The organism is Hymenobacter sp. 15J16-1T3B (assembly GCF_020711235.1).
In the GTDB taxonomy this organism is placed as follows: Bacteria; Bacteroidota; Bacteroidia; order Cytophagales; family Hymenobacteraceae; genus Solirubrum.
The window spans coordinates 226,988-252,242 of record NZ_JAJFAV010000008.1 but is presented as its reverse complement, the minus strand read 5'-3'; the positions used below and the strand labels follow the sequence as shown (position 1 = coordinate 252,242).

Annotated in this window: 22 protein-coding genes and 1 tRNA gene; 5 read left to right on the top strand and 18 right to left on the bottom strand. The window is 59.8% G+C overall.

Annotated elements, in window-relative coordinates; all coding sequences use genetic code 11:
• Positions 1 to 25 precede the first annotated feature (25 nt).
• The 9 genes from LJ737_RS15505 to LJ737_RS15460 form a co-directional block, all read right to left on the bottom strand.
• Positions 26 to 1,003 carry a protein NO VEIN domain-containing protein gene (locus LJ737_RS15505; RefSeq protein ID WP_227767313.1) on the bottom strand — a complete coding sequence of 326 codons (978 nt, stop codon included), beginning with the start codon at positions 1,001 to 1,003 and terminating at the stop codon, positions 26 to 28.
• A 1-nt stretch (position 1,004) separates the two neighbouring features.
• Complete coding sequence (locus LJ737_RS15500) at positions 1,005 to 1,478, bottom strand: DUF6998 domain-containing protein (RefSeq protein ID WP_227767311.1); 474 nt, start codon at positions 1,476 to 1,478, stop codon at positions 1,005 to 1,007.
• A gap of 27 nt (positions 1,479 to 1,505) precedes the next feature.
• Complete coding sequence (locus LJ737_RS15495) at positions 1,506 to 2,801, bottom strand: agmatine deiminase family protein (protein ID WP_227767309.1); 1,296 nt, start codon at positions 2,799 to 2,801, stop codon at positions 1,506 to 1,508.
• Between the two features lie 268 nt (positions 2,802 to 3,069).
• Positions 3,070 to 3,678 (bottom strand): hypothetical protein, encoded by a 609-nt coding sequence (locus LJ737_RS15490; RefSeq protein ID WP_227767308.1) that lies wholly within the window; start codon positions 3,676 to 3,678, stop codon positions 3,070 to 3,072.
• A 171-nt stretch (positions 3,679 to 3,849) separates the two neighbouring features.
• Positions 3,850 to 5,226, bottom strand: a complete 1,377-nt coding sequence (locus LJ737_RS15480; protein ID WP_262907945.1) for a DUF3987 domain-containing protein — start codon at positions 5,224 to 5,226, stop codon at positions 3,850 to 3,852.
• A gap of 423 nt (positions 5,227 to 5,649) precedes the next feature.
• Entirely contained in the window at positions 5,650 to 6,486 is an 837-nt protein-coding gene (locus LJ737_RS15475) for a BT4734/BF3469 family protein (protein ID WP_227767306.1), read from the bottom strand.
• A gap of 139 nt (positions 6,487 to 6,625) precedes the next feature.
• Positions 6,626 to 7,036, bottom strand: a complete 411-nt coding sequence (locus tag LJ737_RS15470; RefSeq protein ID WP_227767302.1) for a helix-turn-helix domain-containing protein — start codon at positions 7,034 to 7,036, stop codon at positions 6,626 to 6,628.
• A 425-nt stretch (positions 7,037 to 7,461) separates the two neighbouring features.
• Positions 7,462 to 8,076, bottom strand: a complete 615-nt coding sequence (locus LJ737_RS15465) for a DivIVA domain-containing protein (RefSeq protein WP_227767300.1) — start codon at positions 8,074 to 8,076, stop codon at positions 7,462 to 7,464.
• Positions 8,077 to 8,224: 148 nt separating this feature from the next.
• Positions 8,225 to 8,299 (bottom strand) — tRNA-Arg (locus LJ737_RS15460).
• Between the two features lie 137 nt (positions 8,300 to 8,436).
• Between LJ737_RS15460 and LJ737_RS15455 the strand changes: the two genes are divergently transcribed.
• Positions 8,437 to 8,919, top strand: a complete 483-nt coding sequence (locus tag LJ737_RS15455) for an Ohr family peroxiredoxin (protein ID WP_227767298.1) — start codon at positions 8,437 to 8,439, stop codon at positions 8,917 to 8,919.
• An 82-nt stretch (positions 8,920 to 9,001) separates the two neighbouring features.
• On the opposite strand, the gene LJ737_RS15450 is transcribed toward LJ737_RS15455, so the two are convergent.
• The 3 genes from LJ737_RS15450 to LJ737_RS15440 all read right to left on the bottom strand — a co-directional run bounded on the left by LJ737_RS15450 (position 9,002) and on the right by LJ737_RS15440 (position 12,671).
• Positions 9,002 to 9,886 carry a transglutaminase-like domain-containing protein gene (locus LJ737_RS15450; RefSeq protein ID WP_227767295.1) on the bottom strand — a complete coding sequence of 295 codons (885 nt, stop codon included), beginning with the start codon at positions 9,884 to 9,886 and terminating at the stop codon, positions 9,002 to 9,004.
• 306 nt (positions 9,887 to 10,192) lie between these two features.
• Complete coding sequence (sucC, locus tag LJ737_RS15445) at positions 10,193 to 11,401, bottom strand: ADP-forming succinate--CoA ligase subunit beta (protein WP_227767293.1); 1,209 nt, start codon at positions 11,399 to 11,401, stop codon at positions 10,193 to 10,195.
• A 172-nt stretch (positions 11,402 to 11,573) separates the two neighbouring features.
• A complete protein-coding gene (locus tag LJ737_RS15440; RefSeq protein WP_227767291.1) occupies positions 11,574 to 12,671 on the bottom strand; it encodes a glycoside hydrolase family 113 in 1,098 nt (365 codons plus the stop codon).
• Between the two features lie 88 nt (positions 12,672 to 12,759).
• Between LJ737_RS15440 and LJ737_RS15435 the strand changes: the two genes are divergently transcribed.
• The 3 genes from LJ737_RS15435 (at position 12,760) to LJ737_RS15425 (ending at position 16,664) form a co-directional block, all read left to right on the top strand.
• Positions 12,760 to 13,413, top strand: a complete 654-nt coding sequence (locus tag LJ737_RS15435; protein ID WP_227767289.1) for an ABC transporter ATP-binding protein — start codon at positions 12,760 to 12,762, stop codon at positions 13,411 to 13,413.
• Positions 13,414 to 13,733: 320 nt separating this feature from the next.
• Entirely contained in the window at positions 13,734 to 14,525 is a 792-nt protein-coding gene (locus tag LJ737_RS15430) for a hypothetical protein (RefSeq protein ID WP_227767288.1), read from the top strand.
• A gap of 213 nt (positions 14,526 to 14,738) precedes the next feature.
• The gene (locus LJ737_RS15425; RefSeq protein ID WP_227767286.1) at positions 14,739 to 16,664 is read left to right on the top strand and encodes a RecQ family ATP-dependent DNA helicase; all 1,926 of its coding nucleotides are present in this window, start codon (positions 14,739 to 14,741) and stop codon (positions 16,662 to 16,664) included.
• 74 nt (positions 16,665 to 16,738) lie between these two features.
• On the opposite strand, the gene LJ737_RS15420 is transcribed toward LJ737_RS15425, so the two are convergent.
• From LJ737_RS15420 to LJ737_RS15400, 5 genes are all read right to left on the bottom strand, one after another.
• Positions 16,739 to 17,038: a rhodanese-like domain-containing protein gene (locus LJ737_RS15420; RefSeq protein WP_227767284.1), complete on the bottom strand. Its 300-nt coding sequence runs from the start codon at positions 17,036 to 17,038 to the stop codon at positions 16,739 to 16,741.
• A gap of 98 nt (positions 17,039 to 17,136) precedes the next feature.
• Positions 17,137 to 19,035: a T9SS type A sorting domain-containing protein gene (locus LJ737_RS26940; RefSeq protein WP_262907944.1), complete on the bottom strand. Its 1,899-nt coding sequence runs from the start codon at positions 19,033 to 19,035 to the stop codon at positions 17,137 to 17,139.
• A 137-nt stretch (positions 19,036 to 19,172) separates the two neighbouring features.
• Entirely contained in the window at positions 19,173 to 19,958 is a 786-nt protein-coding gene (locus LJ737_RS15410; protein ID WP_227767282.1) for a PASTA domain-containing protein, read from the bottom strand.
• A gap of 101 nt (positions 19,959 to 20,059) precedes the next feature.
• The gene (locus LJ737_RS15405; RefSeq protein ID WP_227767280.1) at positions 20,060 to 22,753 is read right to left on the bottom strand and encodes a D-alanine--D-alanine ligase family protein; all 2,694 of its coding nucleotides are present in this window, start codon (positions 22,751 to 22,753) and stop codon (positions 20,060 to 20,062) included.
• 84 nt (positions 22,754 to 22,837) lie between these two features.
• Entirely contained in the window at positions 22,838 to 23,449 is a 612-nt protein-coding gene (locus LJ737_RS15400) for a porin family protein (RefSeq protein ID WP_227767278.1), read from the bottom strand.
• Between the two features lie 191 nt (positions 23,450 to 23,640).
• Here LJ737_RS15400 and LJ737_RS15395 point away from each other — a divergent pair, with 191 nt between their 5' ends.
• A complete protein-coding gene (locus tag LJ737_RS15395; protein WP_227767275.1) occupies positions 23,641 to 24,828 on the top strand; it encodes a phosphoglycerate kinase in 1,188 nt (395 codons plus the stop codon).
• Between the two features lie 69 nt (positions 24,829 to 24,897).
• On the opposite strand, the gene LJ737_RS15390 is transcribed toward LJ737_RS15395, so the two are convergent.
• Entirely contained in the window at positions 24,898 to 25,251 is a 354-nt protein-coding gene (locus LJ737_RS15390) for a hypothetical protein (protein WP_227767272.1), read from the bottom strand.
• Positions 25,252 to 25,255 lie beyond the last annotated feature (4 nt).

Below are 25,255 nucleotides of genomic sequence, written 5' to 3'. Positions count from 1 at the left end.
ATGCGTGCACCCAGAAGTTGATGCTTCATTTGATGTGTACCCGAGCACTTACAATTTCTTCGAACGCAAGTTCGAATCCATCTGCATCAACCCACTGGTCAGTTTCCTGCAAATAGGTAAATACATGAAGCTGAGGAGCCGTTAAGGCTTTGGTTACGACGCATAGGCGGTATCTACCTGGATCGGCTTTCAGGTTCTTGTATTCGTTACGCGTTAGCTCTACCACTACATCTGGCCCGGAAAGTCCTTTCACTTCTAGCTTTAGTAGCGACTTGCCGGATACTGCCTCCAGGTCCCAGCCTACATTGTCCTTTTCTACCGAATCTACCGTGTACCCCAAGGAGGTGTAATGGTCTCGGACCATCTCTACGGCCTTTTGCTCTACCACTACGCGCTTAAGAACATCTAGCTGACGTGCCGCCTTTGTGCGCTTCGTCGGGGTAGGAGGTAGCCCAGTAGAATTATAGTGCTGGATGTAGTTCAGCACTTGCTTTACAAATTGAGGGTTGTCGTCAGCATACCACACGTTGCTTTGACCCATGCCGCCTTTGCCACGGGGAACAAGTAAAGTGCGCGCATCGGGTGTAAGCAGCCTCACAGTCTTTTGGCTAGCTGTGGCATGATAGCCAACTTCCCGTCCGTTCCAGTTCCAGGTGCTGGATCGGGTAAAGTCAAGTTCTTGGTATTCGCGATGAACAGTGGCCGAAGTATACCATCCCACCACATATGTTCCGCCATTTACAGGATGGCGTGCTGTCCATACCACCGTTACATCGGAGATAGTATCGTCATCCGTGGCAGCTCCTAGCCTAGTGATGTTGATGGTGTTGCCACGCACAGGTTGAACATAGCCATACATGGTATTGCGGTGAGGTTTGAAGTTGTACATCTCACCACCGCTCTCATTCTCCTCCACAAACCTGCCTCCGCCCTGGATGGTATCATTGTCAGGCCCTGCATAGCGGTTCATCCAGCCTGTATTGAAGAAGATTATGCCATGCATGTTAGTTAAGCCCCTCTGCAGATAATCTTAGTTCGGCTACAATTGCTTTGGCAGCGTCATTCGGCATCAGGCCGATTTTGCCTCCAAACTGAATTCTTCTCCGAGCCCACTTTTCTTCTCTGCGTCCCACCTTGTTTACAGGACCATTGTACAGGACCCTGTATTGGGGCTTTGAAGAGTATACCAGTAGGACAAGGAGGTCATCTGCTGCATTCTTATCATAAATGCGGAAGTCGGTGCTTATACCATAGTCTTTTACCCGCTCTTCCGACCATGCTTTGACTTGCACAGTGCGTTCTGTATTTTCTTTAACCCAGCGCCCATCGGCACCTTCTGCACCACGGCTAGCCTTCGTCATGCCGAAGTCTTCTTCCGCAATAATTTCAGCAGCCATGCCAATCACGTTGCTGTCGTATTCGCCTAACTCGACTGCTAGTTGTACAATCTTTAAAACTTTTGCTACTCGCTCGTTCATGGATGAAGTGTGGTTAAGACAGGGACTTTAGTTGCAGAAGCTAATGCAGTGGAGGATGCCACCATACCTGGCAAGCTCGCTGCAATCAATGCTGACGACAGTTGGAAAGTACTGCCGCAAAAGCTGAGCAAGTTCCTGTTCTCCTGGAAGACCATATGCGGGTATCAAACATGTGTCATTAAGAAGCAGCATGTTCAAATAAGTGCCCACAGCACTCTGCATACCCTTCTTGTCGGCTGAGCTATCAGGGTGTTCTAAAATGCGAATTACCTGCAGGCCTTCCGTGGTAGCGTGTCTGGCTAAAGCATCCACGCATTGTTGGTCTTCCGGGTGCTTTCTGCTCCAAGCTTCGGAGTAGGTACTCACGAGTACGACATTCTCCGAGATAAACGTCATATAGCCATCCGTGTGGGCAAGAGTGTCGTACTCCGGTAGCTGCACCCAAACAGGCTTTACCTGCAGTTCCGAGCTAATAATCTGCTCTATATCGGCTTTAGTCTTCTTGGGATTATGCTTCAGAAGCCTGTCGCTAATGAATGCACAACGTCCGTTGGTAACCAAATTGCCTCCGTCCCATACCAAGTCAAGAGGCTTCATATCTGTCCCCATTAGCGAATGCAGCAGCTTCATATTATCTCCAATTCGCTTGGGATAGAAGCTGGGCTTGGCCAGATGGGAGCCCATATTAAAGCCTGCATAATCACGGAGCCAGATGCTCTCAAGCTCGCTATGAACCACATATTGAACACGCTGGCGTAGACGGCGCCGGCTTAGCTCTAAGGCTAAGCGGCTAGACTTAACTAGCACCACTACTTCAATACTCTCCGGTACAGCACTGAGCAATCTGTCATAAAATGCAGCTAATGACGAGTAGTCCCAGGTGCCTTCTCTCACATCCGTAGGGTATACCAAAAACAACTGCTTTACCGGATCAAAATCTCGGCGTAAACGAGTCTGCGGTAACGAAGCGAGTTGAGCTTGTTCCTCCTGCCACTCCACAGGTACCTTGAACTCCTCCCACATGATGTCCTTGAACTGCTCAAAGACCTTATACCCCTCGGCTCTAATAAGTCGCCAGAGAGTGAAGTTATGGGTGTGATTGTAATGCTCCTTGCTTAAGTGCCAGTTGTTGTTGTAATCGTGCTCTTGCAGGCGAACCATGTTTAGCACGGCCTCTTGAGCTTGGATAAACTCCAGTCTGGCAAGTAATGCCCGCAGTCGAATAATACTACTTGATTCGAAGCCTGTGGTTAAATGCTTGATAGCATTTTCTGCATTCTGTGTTGCCGAATTTTCAAAATCAGCTTCTAGATTTTCCCGCATGTATGCCCTTGTAAGTAGCTAAACCTTTGCATTCCTCTATCTGAGCATTGTAGAGATAAACGTTCACATCGTGGAGGTTCTCTTTGATACTGTTGAGGTGCTATAGGTAAATGTAGAGTTAACTTTGAAACGAGCGTAGTTGCTCCGAAAACTAATGCCACTATCCAACGCTAAGTCCCCTGGTACGTGAAGCGCCAGGGGACTTAGCGTTGGATAGTGGCATTCTGGAGCTGGTTACCAGTAGACCCGCAAGGAAGCTAACCTTACATTAATCAGCAATCAGAAGCTCACGTAATGCTTTGCGCTTTTTGTCAGTTAGGAAATAGCGCTCGTGCTTGCTTTGCCAGATGCTTTTTTCGGAGATATGCTGAACTAGATCAAGCAAGGTGTCCTCGATGCTGTACAGCTCTTTCAAACGGCGCTTGGCTTGGTTGTCCGACTGTTTCAGGTAAGGATGTAAGCAGTAAGCCTTACAGAGTTCTTGTACCTCGACCAAGAATGGTTCGATAGCAGGTAATGATATAAGCTTGCCTTCTGCATCAAGGAAATCCCTGACTACATCGCTGAACTGATTGTGCAAGGATTCGGACAGAGCTCTTTCGGCATCAGCTTTCTGCTTTTGCTTCCGTTCTTGTTCTTCTCGTACGGTCCTTTGCCAATAGTCTTCTTTTGCTGCAGGTATAGGAGAAGAAGGTTGAACGGGTTGATGATCTGAAATTGGGTTCGGCTCCCATCTATTGGAAGGTGACTCAGATACAGTGGCTGGGCCTACTTCTCGAAAATGTCGGCCTTTGCAGTAGTCACTGCAGAAGATTTTGTTGGGGCGCCCTTCCACGGGCTCACCACAATATGGGCATACACGCCCCAAGTGTTTCATGGTGCTATATGCAAACGGTTACAAACTGTTTGAGAAAACGGTTTTAACGAGTGTAAAAACCGTTTTTGACCGGTGAAAAAGCAGAATTCCAGATTAACCATGCCTTTCTGATAACTGCCGGTCTGCATTATAAAAGCGGATCCGGCGAGCGGCCAGATATAGCACGAATAGTCAGCTTAAATGCCGTGACCTAAAACTTAAATGGTCGTTTATGAAACAGGTCGCTGCATTTCGTAGGGCTGAAGGGGAGTGTCCAAGGCGTCCACTGTCCAACTTTCTGGACAGTGGACGCCTGGACGCTACGGACTGGGCTTTGTCCGCCAACTGCCGATGGTCGATCTGGGCACGCCGGTTTCCGCCTCTATCTCCCGGTACGTCTTGCCTTGGTCCCACATAGCCAGTACCTGGGCTTGTAGGTCTGCTTTCTTGGAAAAAGGAGCTGCTTTTGCCTCGAACATAGGGGGCGGTAGGAAGGGTGGCTAATAGATACAATGCATGCGCACGACACACGTTTGTAATCTGAATAGCAGCCTCTACATCTTCGTCACTAGCTAAAATGACGGCGCGGGGCTCTAGCCCGTTCTCGAAGCAGCGGAGCAACGCCAATACTCCCGCAAGCCGGAAGGTAGTGAGTCCCAAACGAAATACCAGTCCCGCACCGTCCGAGCCCGATGCTTCCGCGGCCACCAAACCAGCATTCCCGGCTGCATTAATCATCGCCCACCCTCTTTCCGAAAGCTCTACAGTTGAATTTCCGCTAGCCGCCGTGGCTGCCATCATGCGGGTCACTGCTTTGCCCTGCTCGTCGAAGAACGCTCCCAGGTTGCCGCGGCCACCAGCCGGGCTGACGTCACGCCATACGGCTGGGCGCTCGAACGTATAGAATAGAAAACGGCTGAACAATCCGTCTTCGGCCGTGGGGATGAGGCGGCGAAGCTGGGCGGGGGTGCCGGTAAGCGCCAGTGAAATGGCCGGGGAGGTAATGTCAATCTGCTCCCTGTCCGTTTTGCGCATCAACGAAAGCGGCTCGTGGTGAAAGGCCTTTCGCAGCAAGTCTGAAAAGTTGCCAAAGTCCTGGCCTAAAGCGCCGCTGAGGGTATCGGCCTCGGTTTCGCAGATTATGCCGCGGCCGTCGTTGTCGGCCAGAGCATTCATCAACGCAGCGGCGGTATTGTTAGCCGGTATGTAGAGCTGGCGGAACGGAGGCGCTGGGGGAGGGGGAGCGGAGTTAGCGTGTTTACCTTTTCGGCTGGCTTTCCATTCTTGCAGCTGTACCAAGTACTCGTCATTTGCTTGTTTGCTGGCCGTGGCGAGCTGCTGGTGCCACGGCCACGCCAGCTTGCGCGCCCACGTCAGCGCTCCTTTCCCGCTCGCTGCGGGGGCTAAGACAAACGAGAACAGGTTGAGCCATACCGGCGCCCCGTCGTAGATGCCCTTAACAGTGGGAAAGCAGCCGGATAGCACCGTGAGGGTACCCAGTAGCATTACATCGCGCTCGGCTCCTTCGCTAAACTGCTCGCAGCATTTACGCAGCCAGATGGGAAGCATTTGGTAGGTTTCGGCTAGGATGCCACCTGGCATAGGCACAGGAGAGGAAGATGGGGCGCCTTGCATCCCTTGATTTAGGCGCCCCGTTGCTGCAGCCACGTACGGCTTCCGTGCGTGGTGTGCGGTCCCGGGTGTAGATGCCGTGAACCGTGCGCTGAATCTCCGCTGGCGTAAAATCATCCGCTGCCCAGTAAGTAGCATGCGCCTGCAAGTCGGCCTCGGCGACGCCGCGTTCGTTGCAGAACTTGGTGAAGGCAGCAAGCCATGCGTTGCGCCCCCCAGGCCCCGGCATCGGGCCGTGGCGGGCAACATGCTGGTCGTAGCACCACGCCAGGGCCCCGTCCGTGCGGGGGATGGTAGCGCGTGCAGACTGTGCGGAGCCTCTCTCCAACCAGGCTCCCGTGTCGAAAGTCTGAGGAGGCGTTACCATGGATGGACGATGGAAGCAGTATTGCTGTAGCGGGGGTGGAGCCATGCCAACGGATCGTGGCACGCAAAGCAGGCCCGGGCCACGTCCTTTCCGCTGGGGTCAGGCGTTAGGCCGTGTACGTCCTTCAAAAAGTTAGACACCCCGCGAAAGTTGTCCTCGTGCGTGTGCTTGGATGACACCCGCACAAACGCCTTGATACCGTCGCCCGACGGACTGGTAAACAGCAGATCAATGGGTAAGGTAGGGTCAGCGAGTAGGGTATCCTTCACGCGGCTTAAGTCGGCTACGTGGTCGAAATCCAGCACGAGTAAGCCGCTCGGAGTATTCAGCTGTCCGTTAACGCGTCTGGCAAACAGGCCAGCGGGAGTGACGAATGGCAGGCTTGCCTTTAAGTACTTCCGTCTGGAACTTCCAGCAGGCTGCGTACGCAGTTCTCGAGTAACCTTTTCCAGAGCCGAACTAGTCAGCAGCTGCCAGAGCTGAGCCGCGTCGATGGCCTTGCTCGGCTGGACATTGGTGATGGGACCATCGTAGTAGCTGAATAAGGGAAGCGCTGCCTCCTGGCCCAACGCGTGCTTGGCAGGGAGCCAACAACGCGAGCCGTAGCCAACGGTTTGGTCTGGGTAGACCTCAAGCCACCCGGCGGAGATAGCAGCGGCCAGCCACCCTGCAGGATCACTGCAGCCCACCGACGCCAGATGCCGCAAGGCTTGGGCGCGGGTATAGAGCTTGTCCGGATCCAGGGCGGCTTGGATGCGCGTTGCCAGTTGCGCGGTATTACCCGACGGTACAGGAACACCGTCGGGATAGTTTTTCGTAACCACCATCATCTAGCCAGCGGCAATAAAGGTTGCTGCTAGATTTGGCAGGAGGGTACGTGCTTGTTGAGCACGTACCTCAGCTTTTTCTTTACTTTCGACGCGGGTACCAACCTCGTCAAAAACTTTCAGCCCGTTCGTCTGCATAAGGCTAGCGGGCTTTTTGTTGGAACTGGCGACGAGCGTACTTGCGGCGGCCGTCAGGGAAGCTTTGGGCTTCTAGGGCTGCTACGACTTCAGAGCGTTTGAAGTACACGCGGTTGCCAAGCTTATAAGCTTGCAGAATGCCCCGTTTACGCCAGTCAAATACAGTTTGAGGCGTTACATCAAGAAAAGCAGCTGTTTTCTCAACGGTAAGCAGCTCCTGGCTTTCCTCAACCGGAGCTTTTGCTTTATCTGCCGCTATAAGCAAGCACTGCTCTTTAGCGGCTGCGCAGGCACGTGCCTCAATGAAAGCTATCAAGCTTTCTGCTGCCTCTACTAGGGTACCAGCAGTGGCATAAAGAGGATGAGGCTGTGGGAGCTGCTTGCCCACCGTCTCGGGAATGGGTAGTGTTTGCATGTGAAGCATTGGATTGTTTCTCCAATGCTACCCTCACATACCAGCTATTATCGGGTTGTTGGATTTACCGGTAAATTCCAAGGTAGCTTCAACGATGATTTGCTCCTTGGAAATGCCTCTGCAACAATGGGTAAGGCTTGCTCCACATCCCTTCTAAATTCATTATTTTGGTTCCTCTCTGAAATCAGATACTTCGCTGTTCCAACTGGAATGTCCACTTTGTAGCGTTGAGCGAAGAGTTTAGACCATATTGAGTTAGGCACCTTTAGCTTGCCTTGAGACTCTTGTGTGCCCCTGACTACTCCTATCATCTCCAGCAATCTGAAAACAGCAACGAAAGGGCGTCCGGGGTTCCTTAAGGTCTTTGGCTGAATGTTGATTAGCCCTTTGTTTCTGGTTTCGATAAAATTAAGCCTCTTAAATATTCAATCGACTTGTTTTGTAAGAGCTGGGGCTGTCCATAAATCATCAAAGGAAACGCCCGCAGCATTGTTCTGTGTCTCTACTCCAGTAGAGCCTTCAGAGGCGGAGGACGAAGAATTAAGGCGGAACTGACGATTCAGCTCCTCCTTTAGCTCTGTCCATGTCTCATGAGCACCACAGGTCATAACATGAAGGTTTGTGAGCCACTCCAACTCATTGCTCGTTAGGTTGTCGGCTTTACGCTGTAGCAGTGCTCTCATACTGCGCAGTGCAAAGTCCCTAGGCGGGCCATTTTCTGGTTTATGAGTTAGTGCTAGTAGCGCTTTCGCTCCACCCCTTTCAATGATGGCGTGAAAGTTTGGATGTTGGCTTAGAAACCGCTCTACCTCTTTTAGGTAAGCTAACCTTGTAGATTGGTCAGGTATACGATCAAGATTATTCTTTATCTCAAGGCGAACAGCTTGGTAAGACTTAATAACTCTGGCAGTAAAGGCATCTACCTCGTCTTGATCCGATAGGTAAGTAGCAAAGGATTTATAGTCCCGAGTAACGACAATATCACAGACATGAACTAGCATGTCATCGTAAAGCTCCAGAGCTGAGAAGTCAAAATTCATGTTGTCAAGTAGTGCTATCAAGCGGTTAAAGACAACAGTTTTGGCCTCAATAAGGTCGGAGCTTGGCAACAAGCAAAGCTCGTTCTGTACCCCATTCTGTGCCCTGAAAATGAAAAGACCCTCTCTGCATAACGCAGAGAGGGTCTTTTGGTGGTCGCGCCAGGAATCGAACCTGGATCAAGAGCTTCGGAGACTCCTATACTATCCGTTGTACTACGCGACCAGTAGGGGCCGGCAAAAGTAGGCAAAAATGCGGCGCGGCCAAACCGGCGGGGCGTTTTCCTGAAAATTCTACCCGTAACCTTCCGCCGCGGAACGCAGTTAAGCCTAACACCCAACCCAAACCCTAATTCTGTTTCTATGGCTTCGTCCGAAAAAAAAACCTTGTATACCGCTGAGGCGCAAGCCGTCGGCGGCCGCAGCGGCCACGTGCGCTCCACCACGGGCGTCATCGACCTGGATATGTCGGTGCCGGAAGGCCTGGGCGGCAAGCGCGGCGCCACTAATCCCGAAGAGCTATTTGCCGCCGGGTATTCTTCGTGCTTTCAGCAGGCCTTGCTCGTCATTGCCCAACGTGCCGGCGACCGGCTCGACCCCGAAACCACCGTCAACTGCTCCGTCACGCTGTTTCAGGAGGGCGAGGGCTACGGCCTGAGCGCCATCCTAGATGTGGACCTGAAGAAGTTCGACGAAGCCAAAACCATCGAGATAGTGCGCCAGGCCCACCGCATTTGCCCGTACTCGGTGGGCACCCGCGGCAACATGGAAGTGGAGCTGCGCGTGAAAGGCCAGCCCTTGCCCGTGCAGGCCGAAGAAAACGCCGGCGTGGCCCAAAACGGGTAGCCGCCGCTACCCCGCATAAGCAGCAGCGCCCGTCCGGAGGTTTCGGACGGGCGCTGCCGCGTAAGGAAGGGCCGAAGCCAGATTAATCGATGGAATTGGGGTGTTCCTGGGCCTGATGGGTTTCCAGCGGGTTCGGGTAGAACACGGCCGTGGAGGTGGTGTAGCGCATGCCGCTGAGCTTGGTGCTGCGCTGAAACGTGGTTAGCTTTTTGGCCCCAATGGGCATGAGCATCAGGCTGCCGTTGCCGGTGCGCACGCCGTAGCGGTTGTCCAGCGGCGTGTCGAAGTAGTAGAGGTAGGGCTGCAGCCAGCGGTAATAGAACTTGATTTTGGCGTCGGTCGACGTTTCGCCGGTCAGGCCTGCGCTTTTCTTGGCCAAGGCATGTTGCAACTCCACGGCGCTAACGGGCACGCCGTTCAGCGTCGGCAGCACGTCCCACTGGCTGTCGACCACGGCCCACTTCTGAAACTCCTCCAGCCAGACTTCCGTCAACACGTGGCCGCCGGCCGAGCCGCGCTTGTCCGCGTCGGCCGCTTTCAGAAACAAGGGCCGGGCGGGCATGCCCATGGCCGTAAGCACCGCCGCCATCACGCGCCCAAACTCTACGCACTGCACCGATTTGCCCACCAGCGCGTCGTCGAGGATTTCCATCGGGTCGGTTTTGGTGGAGGCAATGCGGCCGTCGTGCACCAAGCGGTTGTGCACCCACAAGCTGAGGGCTTTCACTTTGCCCAGCGTCGTGGACTCCTGCGCGGCTATGGCTTCCAGGCCGTACCGGTCGCGCAGGGTTTGCAGGTAAAAGTCTTCGGGCGTGCTGTAGCGGAAGCTGTACGCGGCAATGGTCGTTGGCGTCGTGCTAAAGGGCAGGGGCACCTCGAAAGAGGGCGCCGCCGACTGGGCCCACGCAGCGGGGGAGCCCAGTCCTAGCCCAAGCAAAATCAACAGTCCCGTAAATGTTTTATGCATGGAGGTGGATGGTTTACCGGGGTGGAGTGCCTCCAAACGCAGAAACCCGCGAGGGGGTTAGCTTTTGCAGGAAGCTGCCAGCCGGTGCGGCGCAGGGTAGCTCGGCTGTTAATTCTCTGACCAGCTGGCCAAAAGCCAACGATTACGGACAGAGTTCAAAAACGAACAAAGCAAATATAACTCGTCCAATTTACGATATGATAAAAAATATATGTGATTGTTTTTCCAGAATTTTTTTCACAAGAAGAAGCCCCGCCGAGGTTATCGGCGGGGCTTGCTCTAATCGGAATATGCGGGGCCCCTTGCTTAGGCTTGTTGCTCTTGCATGGCCAGCACTTCTTTCACCTTCTGGGCGGCGTCCTTCAGCAGCACGGCCGAGTACACCTTCAGGCCCGACTCGTCGATGATGCGGGCGCCTTCCTCGGCGTTGGTCCCTTGCAGGCGCACGATGATGGGCACGCGGATGTCGCCGATGTTCTTGTAGGCTTCCACCACGCCGTTGGCCACCCGGTCGCAGCGCACGATGCCCCCGAAGATGTTGATCAGGATGGCCTTCACGTTCGGGTCCTTCAGGATGATGCGGAAACCGGCTTCCACGGTCTGCGCGTTGGCTCCACCCCCTACGTCGAGGAAGTTAGCCGGCTCGCCGCCGCTCAGCTTGATGATGTCCATGGTGGCCATGGCCAGGCCGGCACCGTTCACCATGCAGCCCACGTTGCCGTCGAGCTTCACGTAGTTCAGGTTCGAAGCCGAGGCTTCCACTTCCAACGGGTCTTCCTCGTTGGTGTCGCGCAGGGCGGCGAAGTCCTTGTGGCGGTACAGCGCGTTTTCGTCCAGCGTCACCTTGGCGTCCACGGCCAGGATCTTGTTGTCCGAGGTCTTGAGCACCGGGTTGATTTCGAACATGGCCGAGTCGGTGTCGTCGTAGGCCTTGTAGAGGGCCGTTACGAACTTCACCATCTCCTTGTACGCCTCGCCCGACAGGCCCAGGTTGAAGGCAATCTTGCCGGCCTGGAAGGGGCGGAAGCCCACGCGCGGGTCCACGTACTCTTTCAGAATCTTGTCGGGATGCGCCTCAGCTACTTCCTCGATGTCCATCCCACCCTCGGTGGTGTAGATAATGACGTTTCGGCCGGAAGCGCGGTCCAGCAGCACCGACATGTAAAATTCCTGGGGCTGCGACTCGCCGGGGTAGTACACGTCTTGGGCCACCAGCACCTTGTGCACTTTGCGCCCTTCGGGGCCGGTTTGCTTGGTTACCAGCTGCATGCCGATGATCTGGCCGGCAATTTCACGTACCTGGTCAAGGTTTTTGGCCAGCTTCACGCCGCCGCCCTTGCCGCGGCCGCCCGCGTGGATCTGGGCCTTAATCACGTGCCAGCCGGTGCCGGTCTGCTCGGTGAGCTTTTTAGCGGCCTCTACCGCCTCCTCAGCCGTTTCGGCCACGATGCCTTCTTGCACGCGTACGCCATAACGCTTGAGGATGTCCTTGCCCTGATATTCGTGAATGTTCATACAGTGAACGAGAGTGGGTTTTCGGGTTCCGGAAATGTGCCCGCGAAAGTAGGCAATATTTTAGGTGACAGGTAATCTGTGATAAGTAACACGTAGGTAAGGTTTGATAATCAGCTGTATAGATAAGTTGCTGCCTCAGGGCGCAAACCTAGCCCGAATTCGATGTGCATCGTTACGGCTCGCCCAAGCCGTACCAGCGGGCCATGACTTGCTCAGCCGGGCGGTGCTGGGGCGTGTAATCGGTGCGGCGCCGGCCCTGGGCGTCGGGCGGCAGGCCGGGGTACCACTTCCAGATGAAGATGCCGGCCAGCCAGGGCTGCCGCCAGCAGCTGCGGAACAGGGCTTCGTAGCAGGCGGCCTGGGTGGCGTCGTCTTCGGGCGTGGGCTGGCGCGGGTCGGGCCACTCCCAGGGCGCGGCGGCCGCCGTGGGAATGGAGCGGTAGCCGGCTTCGGTGAAGAGCACCGGCTTGCCGTAGCGCTGCTGCACGCGGGCCAGGGCCAGCAAGTGCGGGAGCCAGGCCCGGCGCAACTCGGCGGTATCGGGCCGGGCGCGCGCGGTAAGGGGGAAGTAAGCTTGCACGCCGATAAAATCCAGCGCGTCCCAGAAGCGCACGTGCTCGTACTCCTCGTGCCAGTTGGCGGCGTAGGTGAGCTGCCCGTGGTATACTTGCCGGATGTCGCCGATGAGCCGGCGCCACTCGGCTTCGTGCTCCACGGCGGCGTGCTTGAGCTCCGTGCCAATGCAGAGTGCCTCCATGCGGTGCTGCTCGGCCAGCCGGGCGTAGTGCAGAATGAAGACAGCGTAGCTGCTAAACCAGTGCTGCCAATCGGCGGCGCTGCGCATCTGCACCTGCCCGGGCCATTGCCCGCGGCTGCGCAGCCAGAGGTGGGGCTTTAATAAGGTGCGGATGCCGTGGCGCCGGGCCAGCCGGGCCGTGTGCACCAGCCCGCTGTCGGCCTCGCCCCAGAACGCGCGCCGCTGCCGCCCGCCGCCGGTGTGAAGCACAACGTCCGGCGAGGCCGAATCGGCCTGCCAGCCGAAGGGCGTCTGGGCAATCCAGGTGACGTGGTTGCGCTGCAGCTCCCGGATTTCGTCTTCGGTGGTGGAGTCGGCGGCCACCCAGCTCACCCCGCGCAGGCGCGCGGCGGGCGGCACCAGCCCGGGGGACGTGGCTTGGGCGGGCGGCTCGCAGCGGCTGGCCAGCAGCAGGAAAAGCAGCGGGAGTAAGCCGCCAAGGCGGAGCTTGCGTATAAGCGGCCGGTTGCGCATACGGGCCAAGATACGGGACAACCCGCATCGGGCGGTTCTGCGTAGCTTTGCCCGTATTCGTCTTCCTTTCTCCTAATCCCCCGCCGGTTTGCTGCAGGCCGTCAACATCCGCAAACGCTACGGTTCGCTGGAAGTGCTCAAGGGCATCGACCTGACCATCGAAAAGTCCGAAATCGTGTCCATCGTCGGCTCCTCGGGCGCCGGCAAAAGCACCCTGCTGCACATCCTGGGCACGCTGGATACGCCCGACACCGGCGAGGTGCTCTTCGACGGCGAATCCGTCAGCACCCTGAAGCGCTCCGAACTGGCCAAGTTCCGCAACCGCCACATCGGTTTCGTGTTCCAGTTCCACAACCTGCTGCCCGAATTCACTGCCCTGGAAAACGTGTGCCTGCCCGCTTACTTGGCCGGTCGCTCCGAAAAAGAAACCCGCGTCCGGGCCCGCGAATTGCTGGGCATGCTGAATCTGGAGCGCCGCGCCGACCACAAGCCCTCGGAAATGTCGGGCGGAGAGCAGCAGCGGGTGTCGGTAGCCCGGGCCTTGATCAACTCGCCCGAAATCATCTTCGCCGACGAGCCTTCGGGCAACCTCGATTCGAAGAATGCGGCCGAGCTGCACCAGATTTTTTTCCTGCTGCGCAAGGAGCTGGGCCAGACATTCGTCATCGTCACCCACAACGACCAGCTCGCCGCCATGGCCGACCGCAAAATCACCATGCGCGACGGGCACATTCTGGAGTAAGCCGGAGCGCCGCCAGCGCCCCGAAACCATTGTAAAAAGAGCCGCCGCGTCTACCCAGACGCGGCGGCTTTTTTTGCGTATAGCTACTGCCAGCGGCCCCACCAGCCGGGTAAGGAAAAGCCAGTTGACGGGCACTTTGATGCTAAGGCAACTGTTGTGCTAAAGGCTTTAGCTTTTATATTTTTGAATACTGTATGTAAGTTGCTGATATTCAATGATAAAATTTGCTAAAAAATCTGCATTATTTTGCACCTTCGGGCAGGCCGATGCGTTATCTTTACGTAACACAGAACGTACTACAGGGACTAAAGGAAGAAGCCATGACTGAGGCACAAAAAGACAAAGCACAAGCACCGATTCGCAAGCCGAAAGCAGAGAGCTACGACATCTCGCGCTCGGACGAGACGTTGACCTTGGCCAAGGACTTGGCGAACTTCATCAAGGAAAACAAGCTCACGACTTCGGTGCAAGGCAAAGAGTTCGTGAACGTGGAAGGCTGGCAGTACGCCGGCTCGCGCCTGGGCATTGTGCCCATCGTCGACCACGTCATCAACATGAGCACCGACTCGGAGATTAAGTACCAAGCGAAGGTGACGCTGTTTGACTTGCGCAGCCAGCACACCGTCGGCGCCGGCTTCGCCATCTGCTCCAACAAGGAGCAAGGCAAGAAATTCTACCAGGAGTTTGCCATTGCCTCCATGGCGCAGACGCGTGCCATCGGCAAAGCTTACCGCAACATCCTGGCCTGGATTATCCGCGCTGCCGGCTATGAGCCCACCCCGGCCGAAGAAATGGAGTACGGTGGCAACATGCCCGAAGCCCGGCAGCAGTCGGCTTCCGCTGAGCCTGCTCCGATGAAGGCCGTGGTGACCGAACAGCCCGCCCCGGCTGTAGCCGAGCCCCTGGCCCCGGCCGCTGCCAACCCGGCCTACGCTACGGCGCAGCAGAAAGAGGAAATCATCCGCTTGCTCAACCACCCGGTGGTGACGCGGCAGGAGAAAACCAAAATGCTGCTGAACATCAACAAGCTGGACCAGGAGCGCGCCACCCAGGCTATTGCCAACCTGAAGAAGACCATCGACGACCGTGAAAACGGTCAGGCTGCGGCCTAACAAGCTTTAGTGTTGTATTGATAGATTGGGAAAGCCCGGCTTCGCGAGAGGCCGGGCTTTTTTGTGCGACAGTAACGTCCCGGTCATTGCGGGGAAGTAGGTAGCACCGGCGGCTACTGCAAAGCGGCCCTGACGGTCAGTCTGAGCCGCCAGCAATTGGCGACACTGCTGGAGGGGGCGTATCTTCGCCGTCCCCAAACGCCTTTATCCGCCGTGGCTGCTCCTACCGAAGACATTCTGTCCGTCCTGCGTGAACATTGGGGGCACCGGGCGTTCCGGCCGGGGCAGGAGGATATTATCCGCTCGGTGCTGGCCGGGCAGGACACGCTGGCGCTGCTGCCCACGGGCGGCGGTAAGAGCATTTGCTTTCAGGTGCCCACGTTGGCGCGGGAAGGGCTGTGCCTGGTCGTTTCGCCGCTGATTGCGCTGATGAAGGACCAGGTGGAAAACCTGCGCAAGCGCGGCATCAAAGCCGAAGCGGTGTACGCCGGCATGAGCCACCGCGACATCGACCAGACGCTGGACAACTGCGTGTACGGGCCGGTGAAGTTTCTCTACGTGTCGCCCGAGCGCCTGCTGACGGATATGTTCCGGGCCCGCGTGCCCAAGATGAAGGTGCAGCTCATTGCCGTCGACGAGGCGCACTGCCTCTCGCAGTGGGGCTACGACTTCCGCCCGCCTTACCTGCAAATCAGCGCCCTGCGCGAGTTGCTGCCCGGCGTGCCGGTGCTAGCCCTCACGGCCACGGCCACCGAGAACGTGCGCCGCGACATCCGCGAAAAGCTCCACTTCGGACCGACGGGGCAGACGTTTCAGCGCAGCTTCCAGCGGCCCAACCTCTCGTACTCGGTGCTCGAAACCGAAGACAAGCTGCAGCGGCTGCTGCAGGTGCTCAAGGGCGTGGGGCCCGGCAAAACGGCCGTGGTGTACGCGCGCACCCGCAAGCAAACCGAACTGGCCGCTGCCTGGCTGCAGCAGCACGGCCTGAGCGCCGCCGCCTACCACGCCGGCCTGCCCGCCGAGCAGCGCAGCCGCGTGCAGCAGGAGTGGACCAACGACAAAACGCGCATCGTGGTGGCCACCAACGCCTTCGGTATGGGCATCGACAAGCCCGACGTGCGCTGCGTGGTGCACCTCGACGCGCCCGACTCGCTCGAAGCCTACTACCAGGAAGCCGGCCGGGCCGGGCGCGACGAGCTGTACGCCTTTGCCGTGCTGCTCTGGGCCCCCAACGACGCCGACGAAATGCGCCGCCGCGTGCTGCAGAGCCACCCGCCGCTCGACGTGGTAAAGCGCGTGTACCAAGCCCTGGCCAACTACTCCGGCACGGCCGTGGGCGGGGGCGAGCTGGTGGCCTTCGATTTCGACCTCGGCGCTTTCGCCAGCACGTACCGGCTCAAGCCCCTGGACGTGCATAACTCCCTGCGCACCCTGGAAAAAGCTGGGTTGGTGCAGCTCAACGAAGCGGTGAACAACCCGGCCAAGGTGTTTATTCCCATCGACGCCCGCGACCTGTACCGCTTCCAGGTCGCCAACGTACGCCACGACCAGCTCATCAAGGCCATTTTGCGGCACTACGGGGGCGAGGTATTCAGCAGCTTCATCAGCGTGTCGGAGGGGCAACTGAGCCAGACGCTGCGCTGGAGCACCGTGGAAGTGCGCAAGACGCTCGAGTTTCTGCACAAGTCGGGCATTGTGCAGTACCAGCCGCGCCACGACTCGCCGCAGGCATTGTTCACCACCCCGCGCTTCGACGTGGGCCGCCTGCCGCTCGACGCCCGCAGCCTGGAAGCCGCCCGCGACCGGGACGTGCTCAAAACCGAGGCCGTTGTGCGGTACGCCGCCGGCACGCGCTGCCGGCAGCAGCAGCTGCTGGAGTACTTCGGCGAGGTGGACAGTGCGCGCTGTGGCATCTGCGACCATTGCCTGGCCGAAAAGCGCAGTCAGCAGAAGCCGGCCGTGGCGGCCGATCTGCGGGCCCAAGTGCTCAGCCAGCTCCGCAGCGCGCCGCAAACGCCGCGGGAGTTGCTGGCCGGCTTCGCGCCCGCCCAGGCCGAGGTGCTGACTGCCCTGCTGCGCGACTTGGTGGACACCGGACAGCTGCGCTACACCCCCGGCGGGCAACTGGCCGTGGCGTGAGGCCCTGGACGGCAGAAAAAAACGTCATTCCACGGCCAGCGCGGAATGACGTTCGGCATGTTGGGAGGCGAAGCTTAGCCGGCGTTGTAGGCCGAGATGCCGCCGAGCAGGTTGCGCACCTTGTCGAAGCCGTGCTGCTGCAGCAGGGCCTTGGCCGTGGCCGAGCGGCCCCCGCCTTTGCAGTGCACCACTATTTCCTGGTGCTTCAGCTCCTCCAGGTCTTCGATCTTGCCGGGCAGCTCGCCGAGCGGAATGTTCTGGCTGCCGTTGATGCGCGTTTCCTCGTATTCCCACGGCTCGCGCACGTCGATGATAACGGGAGTCTGGTTTTGCTGCTGACGCTCTTTCAGCTCGGCGGGGGTGATGTCGTTCATGGATGGAGAACAGGTAAAACGGGAAAACGGGTGGGCCCCGCCGAGGGAAGCGCCGGGGCCCACTAAACAAGCAAATTCGGGCGAAGTTACGCGCGCCGTTAGGGCTGTAGCACCAGGCGCTGGGTGCCCACCGAGCCGTTGGGCAGGGTGAGGCGCAGTAGGTATACGCCGGCCGGCAAGCGGCGTAGGTCCAGCTGCGCTTGGCCGGCCTGGGCCGCCGGCTGCTCCCACACGGTGCGGCCCAGCGCATCGAGGGCCACGGCGCGGGTGTAGCGGCCCTGCACCTGCACCACGCCCGAGCTGGGGTTGGGGAAGATCTGCACGGCGGCATCGGCAGCGGCGCTGTGGGCGCTGCTAACCACCCCCGACATGACGGGCCGCAGAATGGGCACAAACTTAGCTGCCGTGTCGAAGGGCGACCAAACGTTGTTCTCCCGGTCGTAGAACGTCAGGCGGGGTTGGTAACTGTTGAGGTCGGCGCCGAACAAGATGAACAGCGGAGTATTGGCCGGCTGGGTGTAGCCAATGAAAAACCGTCCGCTGACGGGCACCGGCTGGCTGAACGTCACCTCGCGGAAGCCGCCCGCGGCTACGCTGGTGGGCAGGCTTTCGGTGAAGGTGGCCTTGGGCGTGGCGGTGGGCTGGCCATCGGCGCCGGCATCCCACACGCCGAACGTGACGGGGGTGGTGGTGGGAATGGTGCCGCTGCCGGTGGCGCCGGCGTAGTAATAGCGAATTTTTAGCACCTGATCGGGCCGGTTCAGGTCGAAGCGCACGGCCCGGGAAGTGGGTAGGTTGGGGCTCTGCGCCAAGTGCGCGGTGCCTTCGGCCGACCCGTCGTCGTAGGCGTAGTAGTTGTTGAATTCGGTCACGCGGCGCACCGTGTCGTTGGGCGAGCCCGTCGCCGAAAGCAAGGAAAGGTTGATGCTGTGCTGCACCCGCGTGCCCACGGCCACCGTCAGCGGCACGCTGCGCACCGAGCCGTTAAGGCGCTTCTGCTTGGCCCCGGCTACACTGAAATCCGAACCGTTCAAGAACGGAATTTCGGGGCCCGCCGGCAGCACGCGCACCACGCCTTGGTAGGAGTAAGGCGTGCCCACCACCAGCGTGTCGTCGAGGTTGTTGAGGGTGGTAAACGTGCTGTCGTTCAGTTCCTGCGCGGGGCTGGCCGCGGCGTTGTATTGCCAGGCCGGCATGGCCGTGTAACGCTTCAGCAGCGACGAAAGAGGTGAACTCAGCACCAGGTCGGCGTAGGAAACGTTGGTGGTGTCGCGGTTGCGGTCGAGCCGCAGGTAATCCAGGTTCCAGGTGTCGAGGGTACCGTAGAGGCGGCCGTAGCTGCGGAAACGGAAGCGAAACCCCGCGTGAAAGTAACGGGCGTCGTTGACGGCAATAAAGCGCTGACGGAAGCGCGTCAACGTGTGGCTGTTGCCGTCCTGCTGGCTTGGGTTGTACCACACCTGCCGCCAGGCGCCGGTGTTGTCAAGGAATTCGAGCACCAAGCGCACGAGGCGGCTGCCCGTCTCGTAGTTGGGGCCGCCCGCGATGGAGCCCGTCTGCCAGTAAAAGCTCAGGTAGGTACGGTCGCCGGGGCGGCCGGCGCTCAGGTCGATGGCCTGCGAGGTGAGCACGTCGGTGTTGCCGTAAAGGGAGGCCGGCCCGTAGGAGCGCCCCAGCGAGTCGAGGCCGTCGAAGGTGGCCACGCCGCGGGAGGGCGGCGTCTGCGAAAACCGCTCGTTGACGAGCACGTTGCCGTCTTTCCAGCGCGTGCGGTTGGGCTTGCCTTCGGGCTGCCCGGCAAAGTCTTCGAAGAAGGGCAACGCCAGCGCGGCGGTACTGGCCGTGCCGCGGGCTGCCGCACCGGGAGCCACGGCCTGGGCGCGGGCAGGGTCGGCAGGCAGGGGCAGCAGTTGTTGGGCGCGCAGCGCCGTGGGCAGGCCGAAGCACGTCAGCAGACAGGCCCAAACAAACAGGGGTAGAGGTAGCCGATAGTTCATGAGCGGGGGTAAGTTACGCACCCCCAACGAGCCGGCGCGGGAAAAGATTTTGCCGATGGCGCACATTCTGCGCCGGGCGGGCACAAAAAAGCCGCCCGGAGTATTCCGGGCGGCTTCTGGAAAACGGGGCTTGCGTTCTACTTGACGGGCTTGAGCGGTTCTTCGCCGGCCACCCACAGGTCCACGAGCTGCCCGGAGCGGATGGTGGCGCCGCCGCTGGCTTCGGGGCGCTGCTTCACCACGGTGCCTTCGGTCTGGCCCGCTTCGGGGGCCTGGTAGAAGGTCTCGCCGATTTGCAAGCCTTGCCCGGCCAGGAGGGTGGTGGCTTCGTCGGCGGGCATGCCCACCACGCTCGGCACCGGGAATTCCTGGTTGCCCAGGCCGTCGCCCACGGTCAGGTCCACGCGGGTGCCTTTGGTAATCGGGTCCCCGGGCTTGATTTCCTTGCCGCCCACTTCTTGCTTGAGCACCGCGTTCTGGCGCAGGTCCGGCACCAGCGTGATTTTGCCCACCACCAGGTCGTAGCTGTTCAAAATCATCTGGGCGTTTTTCACGGAGCCGTCGGTCAGCTTGGGCATCTTGATGACCGGCGGGTTTTTCATGGCCACCGAGATGTAAATCTTGCGGCCCTCCTTCACCTTCTCGCCCGGCTTGGGCTCCTGGGTGAGCACCAGCCCGGGGCGCGAGGTGGCCGAGTAGCTGCTGTCGTCGACGAAGTAGGCCAAGTCGCGCTCATCGAGGTAGTCTTCCAAGTCGGCCAGCTGCATGCCGGTCACCTTCGGCACCACGATGGTTTCGCCGTGGTTGGTGGTGACGGGCAGGTACACGAAGAAGAATAGAAACAGCAGCAGCAGCGACACCAGCCCAATCACCACAAGGTGTTTGACGAGGTCCAGCCAGGTATCGGATTTGAGGAAAGCCATTTAGAGAGAAGATGTTGAGACGCAGAAGGGCGTCTTTACCAGGAGGAATTTGCTGGCAGCCCACACAATGTCAGCCACGACGGAGACGCAAATATGCGTCTCTACACCGACTGCGGCACGCGCGTTTTGCCGTACTCCAGAATCTGGTCGATGAAGTCGTAAGGGGTGTAGCCGGCCAGCGCCGTCTGGTGGAAGATGCAGGTGGCGGGCGTCATGCCGGGCAGGGAATTGACCTCGATGATAATGACTTCCACCGCGCCCGTCTCGCGCACCCGCACGAAGGCGTCGATGCGGGCGTAGCCTTCGATGTTGAGCACCTCGGCTACGCGCTTGAGCTCGGCCTTCACTTCGTCGGAAATGCGCTGCCGCTCAGCGGGGTCGGCGGCGTAGCGGGCGGGAGTGATATTCTGCCCTTCGCCGGCCAGGAATTTTTCCTCCAAACTCAGTACTTCGCCCGTAGCCAGGGCTTCGGAAGCTTCGAACACCTCGATGTCACGGCCCCCGTCGGCCCGCCGATGCGTGAGCAGGCCGCCGGTGACTTCCAGGAAGTGCCGGGCCCCGTCGCGCGAGATGAGCGTTTCCACCAGGAAGGCATCCTTGCGCGGGAATTCTTCCTTGAAGCCCAGGCTCAGGGTGCGGGCTGCGTCTTCGAGCAGGTCTTCCTGGTCGCGGAACATCAGGCGGCAGAAGGCCTCCAGCTCCTGGCGGTTCTTGATTTTCTTCACCGCCGAGGAGCAGCCGTCGTCGGCCGGTTTAGCAATGAAAGGGTAGTGAAACTGGCTTTCGAGGCTCTGGTAGAAGGCTTCCGCGTCGGCTTCCCACTCCAGGCGGGCGGCCATGCGGTGCTCGGCCACGCGCAGGCCCGCGTCGCGCAGGCGCTTGTTGGTTTCGAACTTGTTGATGGTGACGGAGCTCGACTCGGCGCCCGAGCCGTTGTAGGGCAGGCCCACGCGCTCCAGTTGCTGCTGCAGGGCGCCGTCTTCGCCGGGGCGGCCGTGCAGGGCAATGAACACCTCATCCACGCGCTGGGCCAGCTGCTCGAAGCTCAGCTTCTCGGGCGCGGCTACCGACTGCGCGGCGTAGGTATGCGTGATGTTGGTGGCAGCCTGCCGGATGCGCTCCAGGATGGGGTGCGCGCCGTGGCCGGCCTCGTAGTGCTTCACCTTGTCGCGGATGTCGTCGGCGTTGTCCTTGAGCATCACGTTGATGGGCAGCACGTACAGCTCGTAGCTGTCCGACGAGCCGGTCAAAAACACCGGCGCCGGCTCGTACTTGGCCGAGGAGGAGAGCTTCTCGAAGATATTTCGCCCGCTTTCCACCGAAATGTGCCGCTCCGAGGAATACCCGCCCATGATGACGGCCACTTTGGTGCGCGGCTTCTGCTCGTGCTGGCGGCTGGCCACGGCCGCGTCGAGGGCGCGCAGCTGCCGGCCCAGCTTCACCGGCTGCAGGCCCGAGCGGCGCCGCGCCGCCAGCGAAGTGCGGATGATGTAGGTGAGGAACTGCGAGGGGTTCAGCCCGATTTCGGCGGCCTGGTGGAAGAAGAACGAGGCCGGCAGCATCCCGGAGGTGGTGTTCGGGTCGTTCAGGAAAATCTCGCCCGCGTCGGTGATGAAGCCGTCGAGGCGGGCGTAGACCTGGAAGCCGAAGGTGCGGAACAACTGCTCGCACTGCTCCCGAATGCGCTGGATGTCGGCCTCTGGCAGCTCGATGGGCGTGACCTTGCGGGCCATGCCGGGCAGGTACTTCGAGCGGTAGTCGAATACCTCCGAGCCCTTCACGATTTCGGTGGGCGGCAGGGCCAGCGGCGAGCCGTCCACGTCTTCCACCACGATGCAAGAAAACTCACGGCCCTGCACAAAGGCTTCCAGCAGCACCTGCTGCTCGCCCTGGGTGTTGGTCAGGCGCACCGAATCCTGCAGGGTCAGCCGCTCGTCGAGGGCGCGCAGCAGGGCTTCGGGGTGGTAGATAACTTGGTCGTCGTCCGCATCGAGGATGACGGGCAGACCGATGCCCTCGCGGATGTCGGTGAGGTGCTGCGCCCAGGCCAGGCGGTCCTGCGCGCCGAGGCGCTGCCAGTCTTCGCGCGTGACGGTGCGGCGGAACAGGCTGCGCTCCACGGCGGCCACGAACTTGGCCACGTCGGCGTCGCGCACAATGCTCACGCCGATGCTGGAGCCTTGGCGCGGGGCTTTCACCACCAGCGGCAGGCCCAGCTCTTTCTGCACGTAGGCCAGCAAGGCTTCGGGCTGGGCCGCGTCGAATTCTTCGGCCGTGAGCACGCGGAAACCCGGGGAGGGCAAATTCAGCGCGTGCAGCAGGGTTTTCTGGGCAATCTTGTCGATGCCAAACGCGGAGGGCAGGATGCCGGAGCCGGAGTAGGGGATGCCGTACCACTCGAGCAAGCCCTGAATGGCGCCGTCTTCGCCCGCCGGCCCGTGCAGGGCCAGGAAGGCGAAGTCCATCAGCCCGGCTAGCTCGTCGGGGCGCAGGCGGCGGCCCACTTCCGCGATGATGCGGTCTTGCTCCTCGCGGCTCAGCTCGCCGAGGCTTTCCAGGTATACCTGCAACTTCAGCTCGGAGGGCGGCAGGGCCGACACGGGCGGGTAGAAGTCCCGAATGGTGCCCTTGTAGAGGTACTGCCAGTCGAGCAGGATGAAGTTACCGTGGCTGTCCACAAAGACCGGCACGGCCTGGAACAGCGACTTGTCGAGGTTATCGTAAACCGTCCGGCCGCCGGCAAAGGAAATTTCCCGCTCGCGCGACGGACCACCGAAGAAAATGCCAATTCTCATGCTGCTACAAAGGTAGGCGAAAAATAGAGCGGCCCGCCCCGGGGCGGGCCGCTGCGGCGCCTAACAAGCAAGTGGGCCGAATCGTTACTCCGCCTTGCCCAGCAGGTAGCCGAGCTGGGCCTGAAAAGCAGTGGAATGCACCGAGTCAAAGAACGGGCCCGACTTATAAATACTGGTGACGTCGGCGGCGTAGCGCACCGTGAGGCTGTAGCCGGCCGGCAACTCGTACCCCACGCCGACGGCGTAGCCCAGTTGCACAGGCCGCAGCCGGTCACGGGTGTCGATGCGGCCGCCATCCGTCTCGGAACTGGCCTTGAGCACATAGGAAAGCTGCGGACCGGCTTCGACGGTGAGGCCGCGGGCGTTGATTTTGGCTAAAACGGGCAGATCCAGGCAGTGGATTCGGTCGTGGTACAATTCAGCCGGGGCGCCCACGGGGCGCATGATGCCCCCCGAGCGCTGTCCTTTGCCCGAATACAGCAGCTCGGCTTGGAGGTTCCAAAAGCCATCGGAACTTAGGGCGTAGCGGCCTACCACGCCGGCGTTGAGGCCGAGCAGGCGCTTGAAACCGCCTACGTGACGAATATTGAGGTCGGCGTAATTCACCCCGGCTTTGGCGCCAAACCGGAGCTGCTGGGCCGTCGCGCCGTGGCCCACCAACAAGGCCGAAAAAGTCAGTACAAATGCTGTTTTCATGCAATAGCAAAGGAATATATGCCGCAAGGTAGCCCGGATAAACCGCTGGAAAGAAAGCGCCGCCGAATGGCATCTGCCAAACGAGCCCAGCCGGCCATAGCTTGCATACGGCGCGAAAAAGGCCGAACTACGCGCCGCCGCTGCGTATAAGGGCAGCGGTTTCCGTTCCCCAACCCTTTCCGTCAGCTTCCATGCAGACCATCGACCAGTACAACTTCGCCGGCAAGAAAGCCCTGGTGCGCGTCGACTTCAACGTGCCTCTCGACAAGGACTTCCGCATCACCGACGACACCCGCATCCGGGCCGCCACGCGCACCATCAACAAGATTCTCAGCGACGGGGGCAGCGTCATTCTGATGTCGCACCTGGGCCGGCCTAAGGGCGGACCGGAAGACAAATACTCCCTGCGCCACCTCGTGGGGCGGCTCAACCACGAGTACGGCCGCGAGGTAAAATTCGCCCCTGACGCCGTGGGCGCCGAGGCGGTGCAACTGGCCCAGTCGCTGCAGCCCGGCGAGATTCTGCTGCTCGAAAACCTGCGCTTCTACGCCGAGGAGGAGAAAGGCGACGCGGCCTTTGCCCAGCGCCTGGCCCGCCTCGGCGACGTGTACGTGAACGACGCCTTCGGCACGGCTCACCGCCGCCACGCCTCCACGGCCGTGGTAGCCGAGTCGTTCCCGCAGGCCCGCGTGGGCGGCTACCTGCTGCAGAGCGAAGTCGACAACGCCGAGCGCGTGCTCAACAACGCCGAACGGCCCTTCACCGCCATCATGGGCGGGGCCAAGATTTCCGACAAGATTCTCATCATCGAGCAGCTGCTCGACAAGGTCGACAACCTGCTCATCGGCGGCGGCATGGCCTTCACCTTCGCCAAGGCCGAGGGCGGCGAAATCGGCGACTCGCTGCTGGAAGCCGACAAGCTGGAGCTGGCACTGAGCCTGATTCAGAAGGCGAAAGAAAAGGGCGTGAATCTGGTGCTGCCCGTCGACAGCCTCATTGCCGACAAATTCGCCAACGACGCCAACGTGGACGTGGCCGCCAACCACCACATCCCGGCCGGCTGGATGGGCCTTGACATCGGCCCCGAGTCCCGCGAACTGTTCGCCGAAATCATCCGGGGCTCGAAAACCATCCTGTGGAACGGGCCGATGGGCGTGTTCGAAATGAGCAACTTCTCGCTCGGCACCGAGTACGTGGCCCGCGCCATTGCCGAAGCCACGGCCGAAGGCGCCTACTCCCTCATCGGCGGCGGCGACTCCGCGGCGGCCGTCAACCAGCTCGGCTTTGCCGACCAGGTGTCCTACATCAGCACCGGCGGCGGTGCCCTGCTGGAGTACATGGAAGGCAAGGAGCTGCCCGGCGTGGCCGCCCTGCGCTAAGCCGATTCGCTTAACGCCAAACGGCCCGCTGCACCTTGGTGCAGCGGGCCGTTTGTGTTGGAATTGGGCTCAGTGGGGGAGGATTTCTTCTTCTTCCGGGCGGCTGTAGAGGTTGATCCAGACGAGCTGGCGGAAGAAGTTAAACGTGTCGCAGCAGTTCGGGTCGTCTTCGTGGGGCTTGCTGCGGGCGTGGCGCACAAACAAGTCGCGGGCGTCGCCGTCGGGTAGCACCTGCAGGCCGCGCACGTAGGCCGCGTCGGCCTTGGGCAGCGCCCCGCGACTGATGACGTCGTCGGGCGTGGTGGCTTCGTTGACGTCGCGGTGGCTCAGGCCGGCCTCCAGCATCTGATCGGCAATGCGGGCGGCCAGCGTCCAGCGGTATTCGGGAGCGGTGCGGTCGGGAGCAGCAGCGGTAGTAGCCATACGC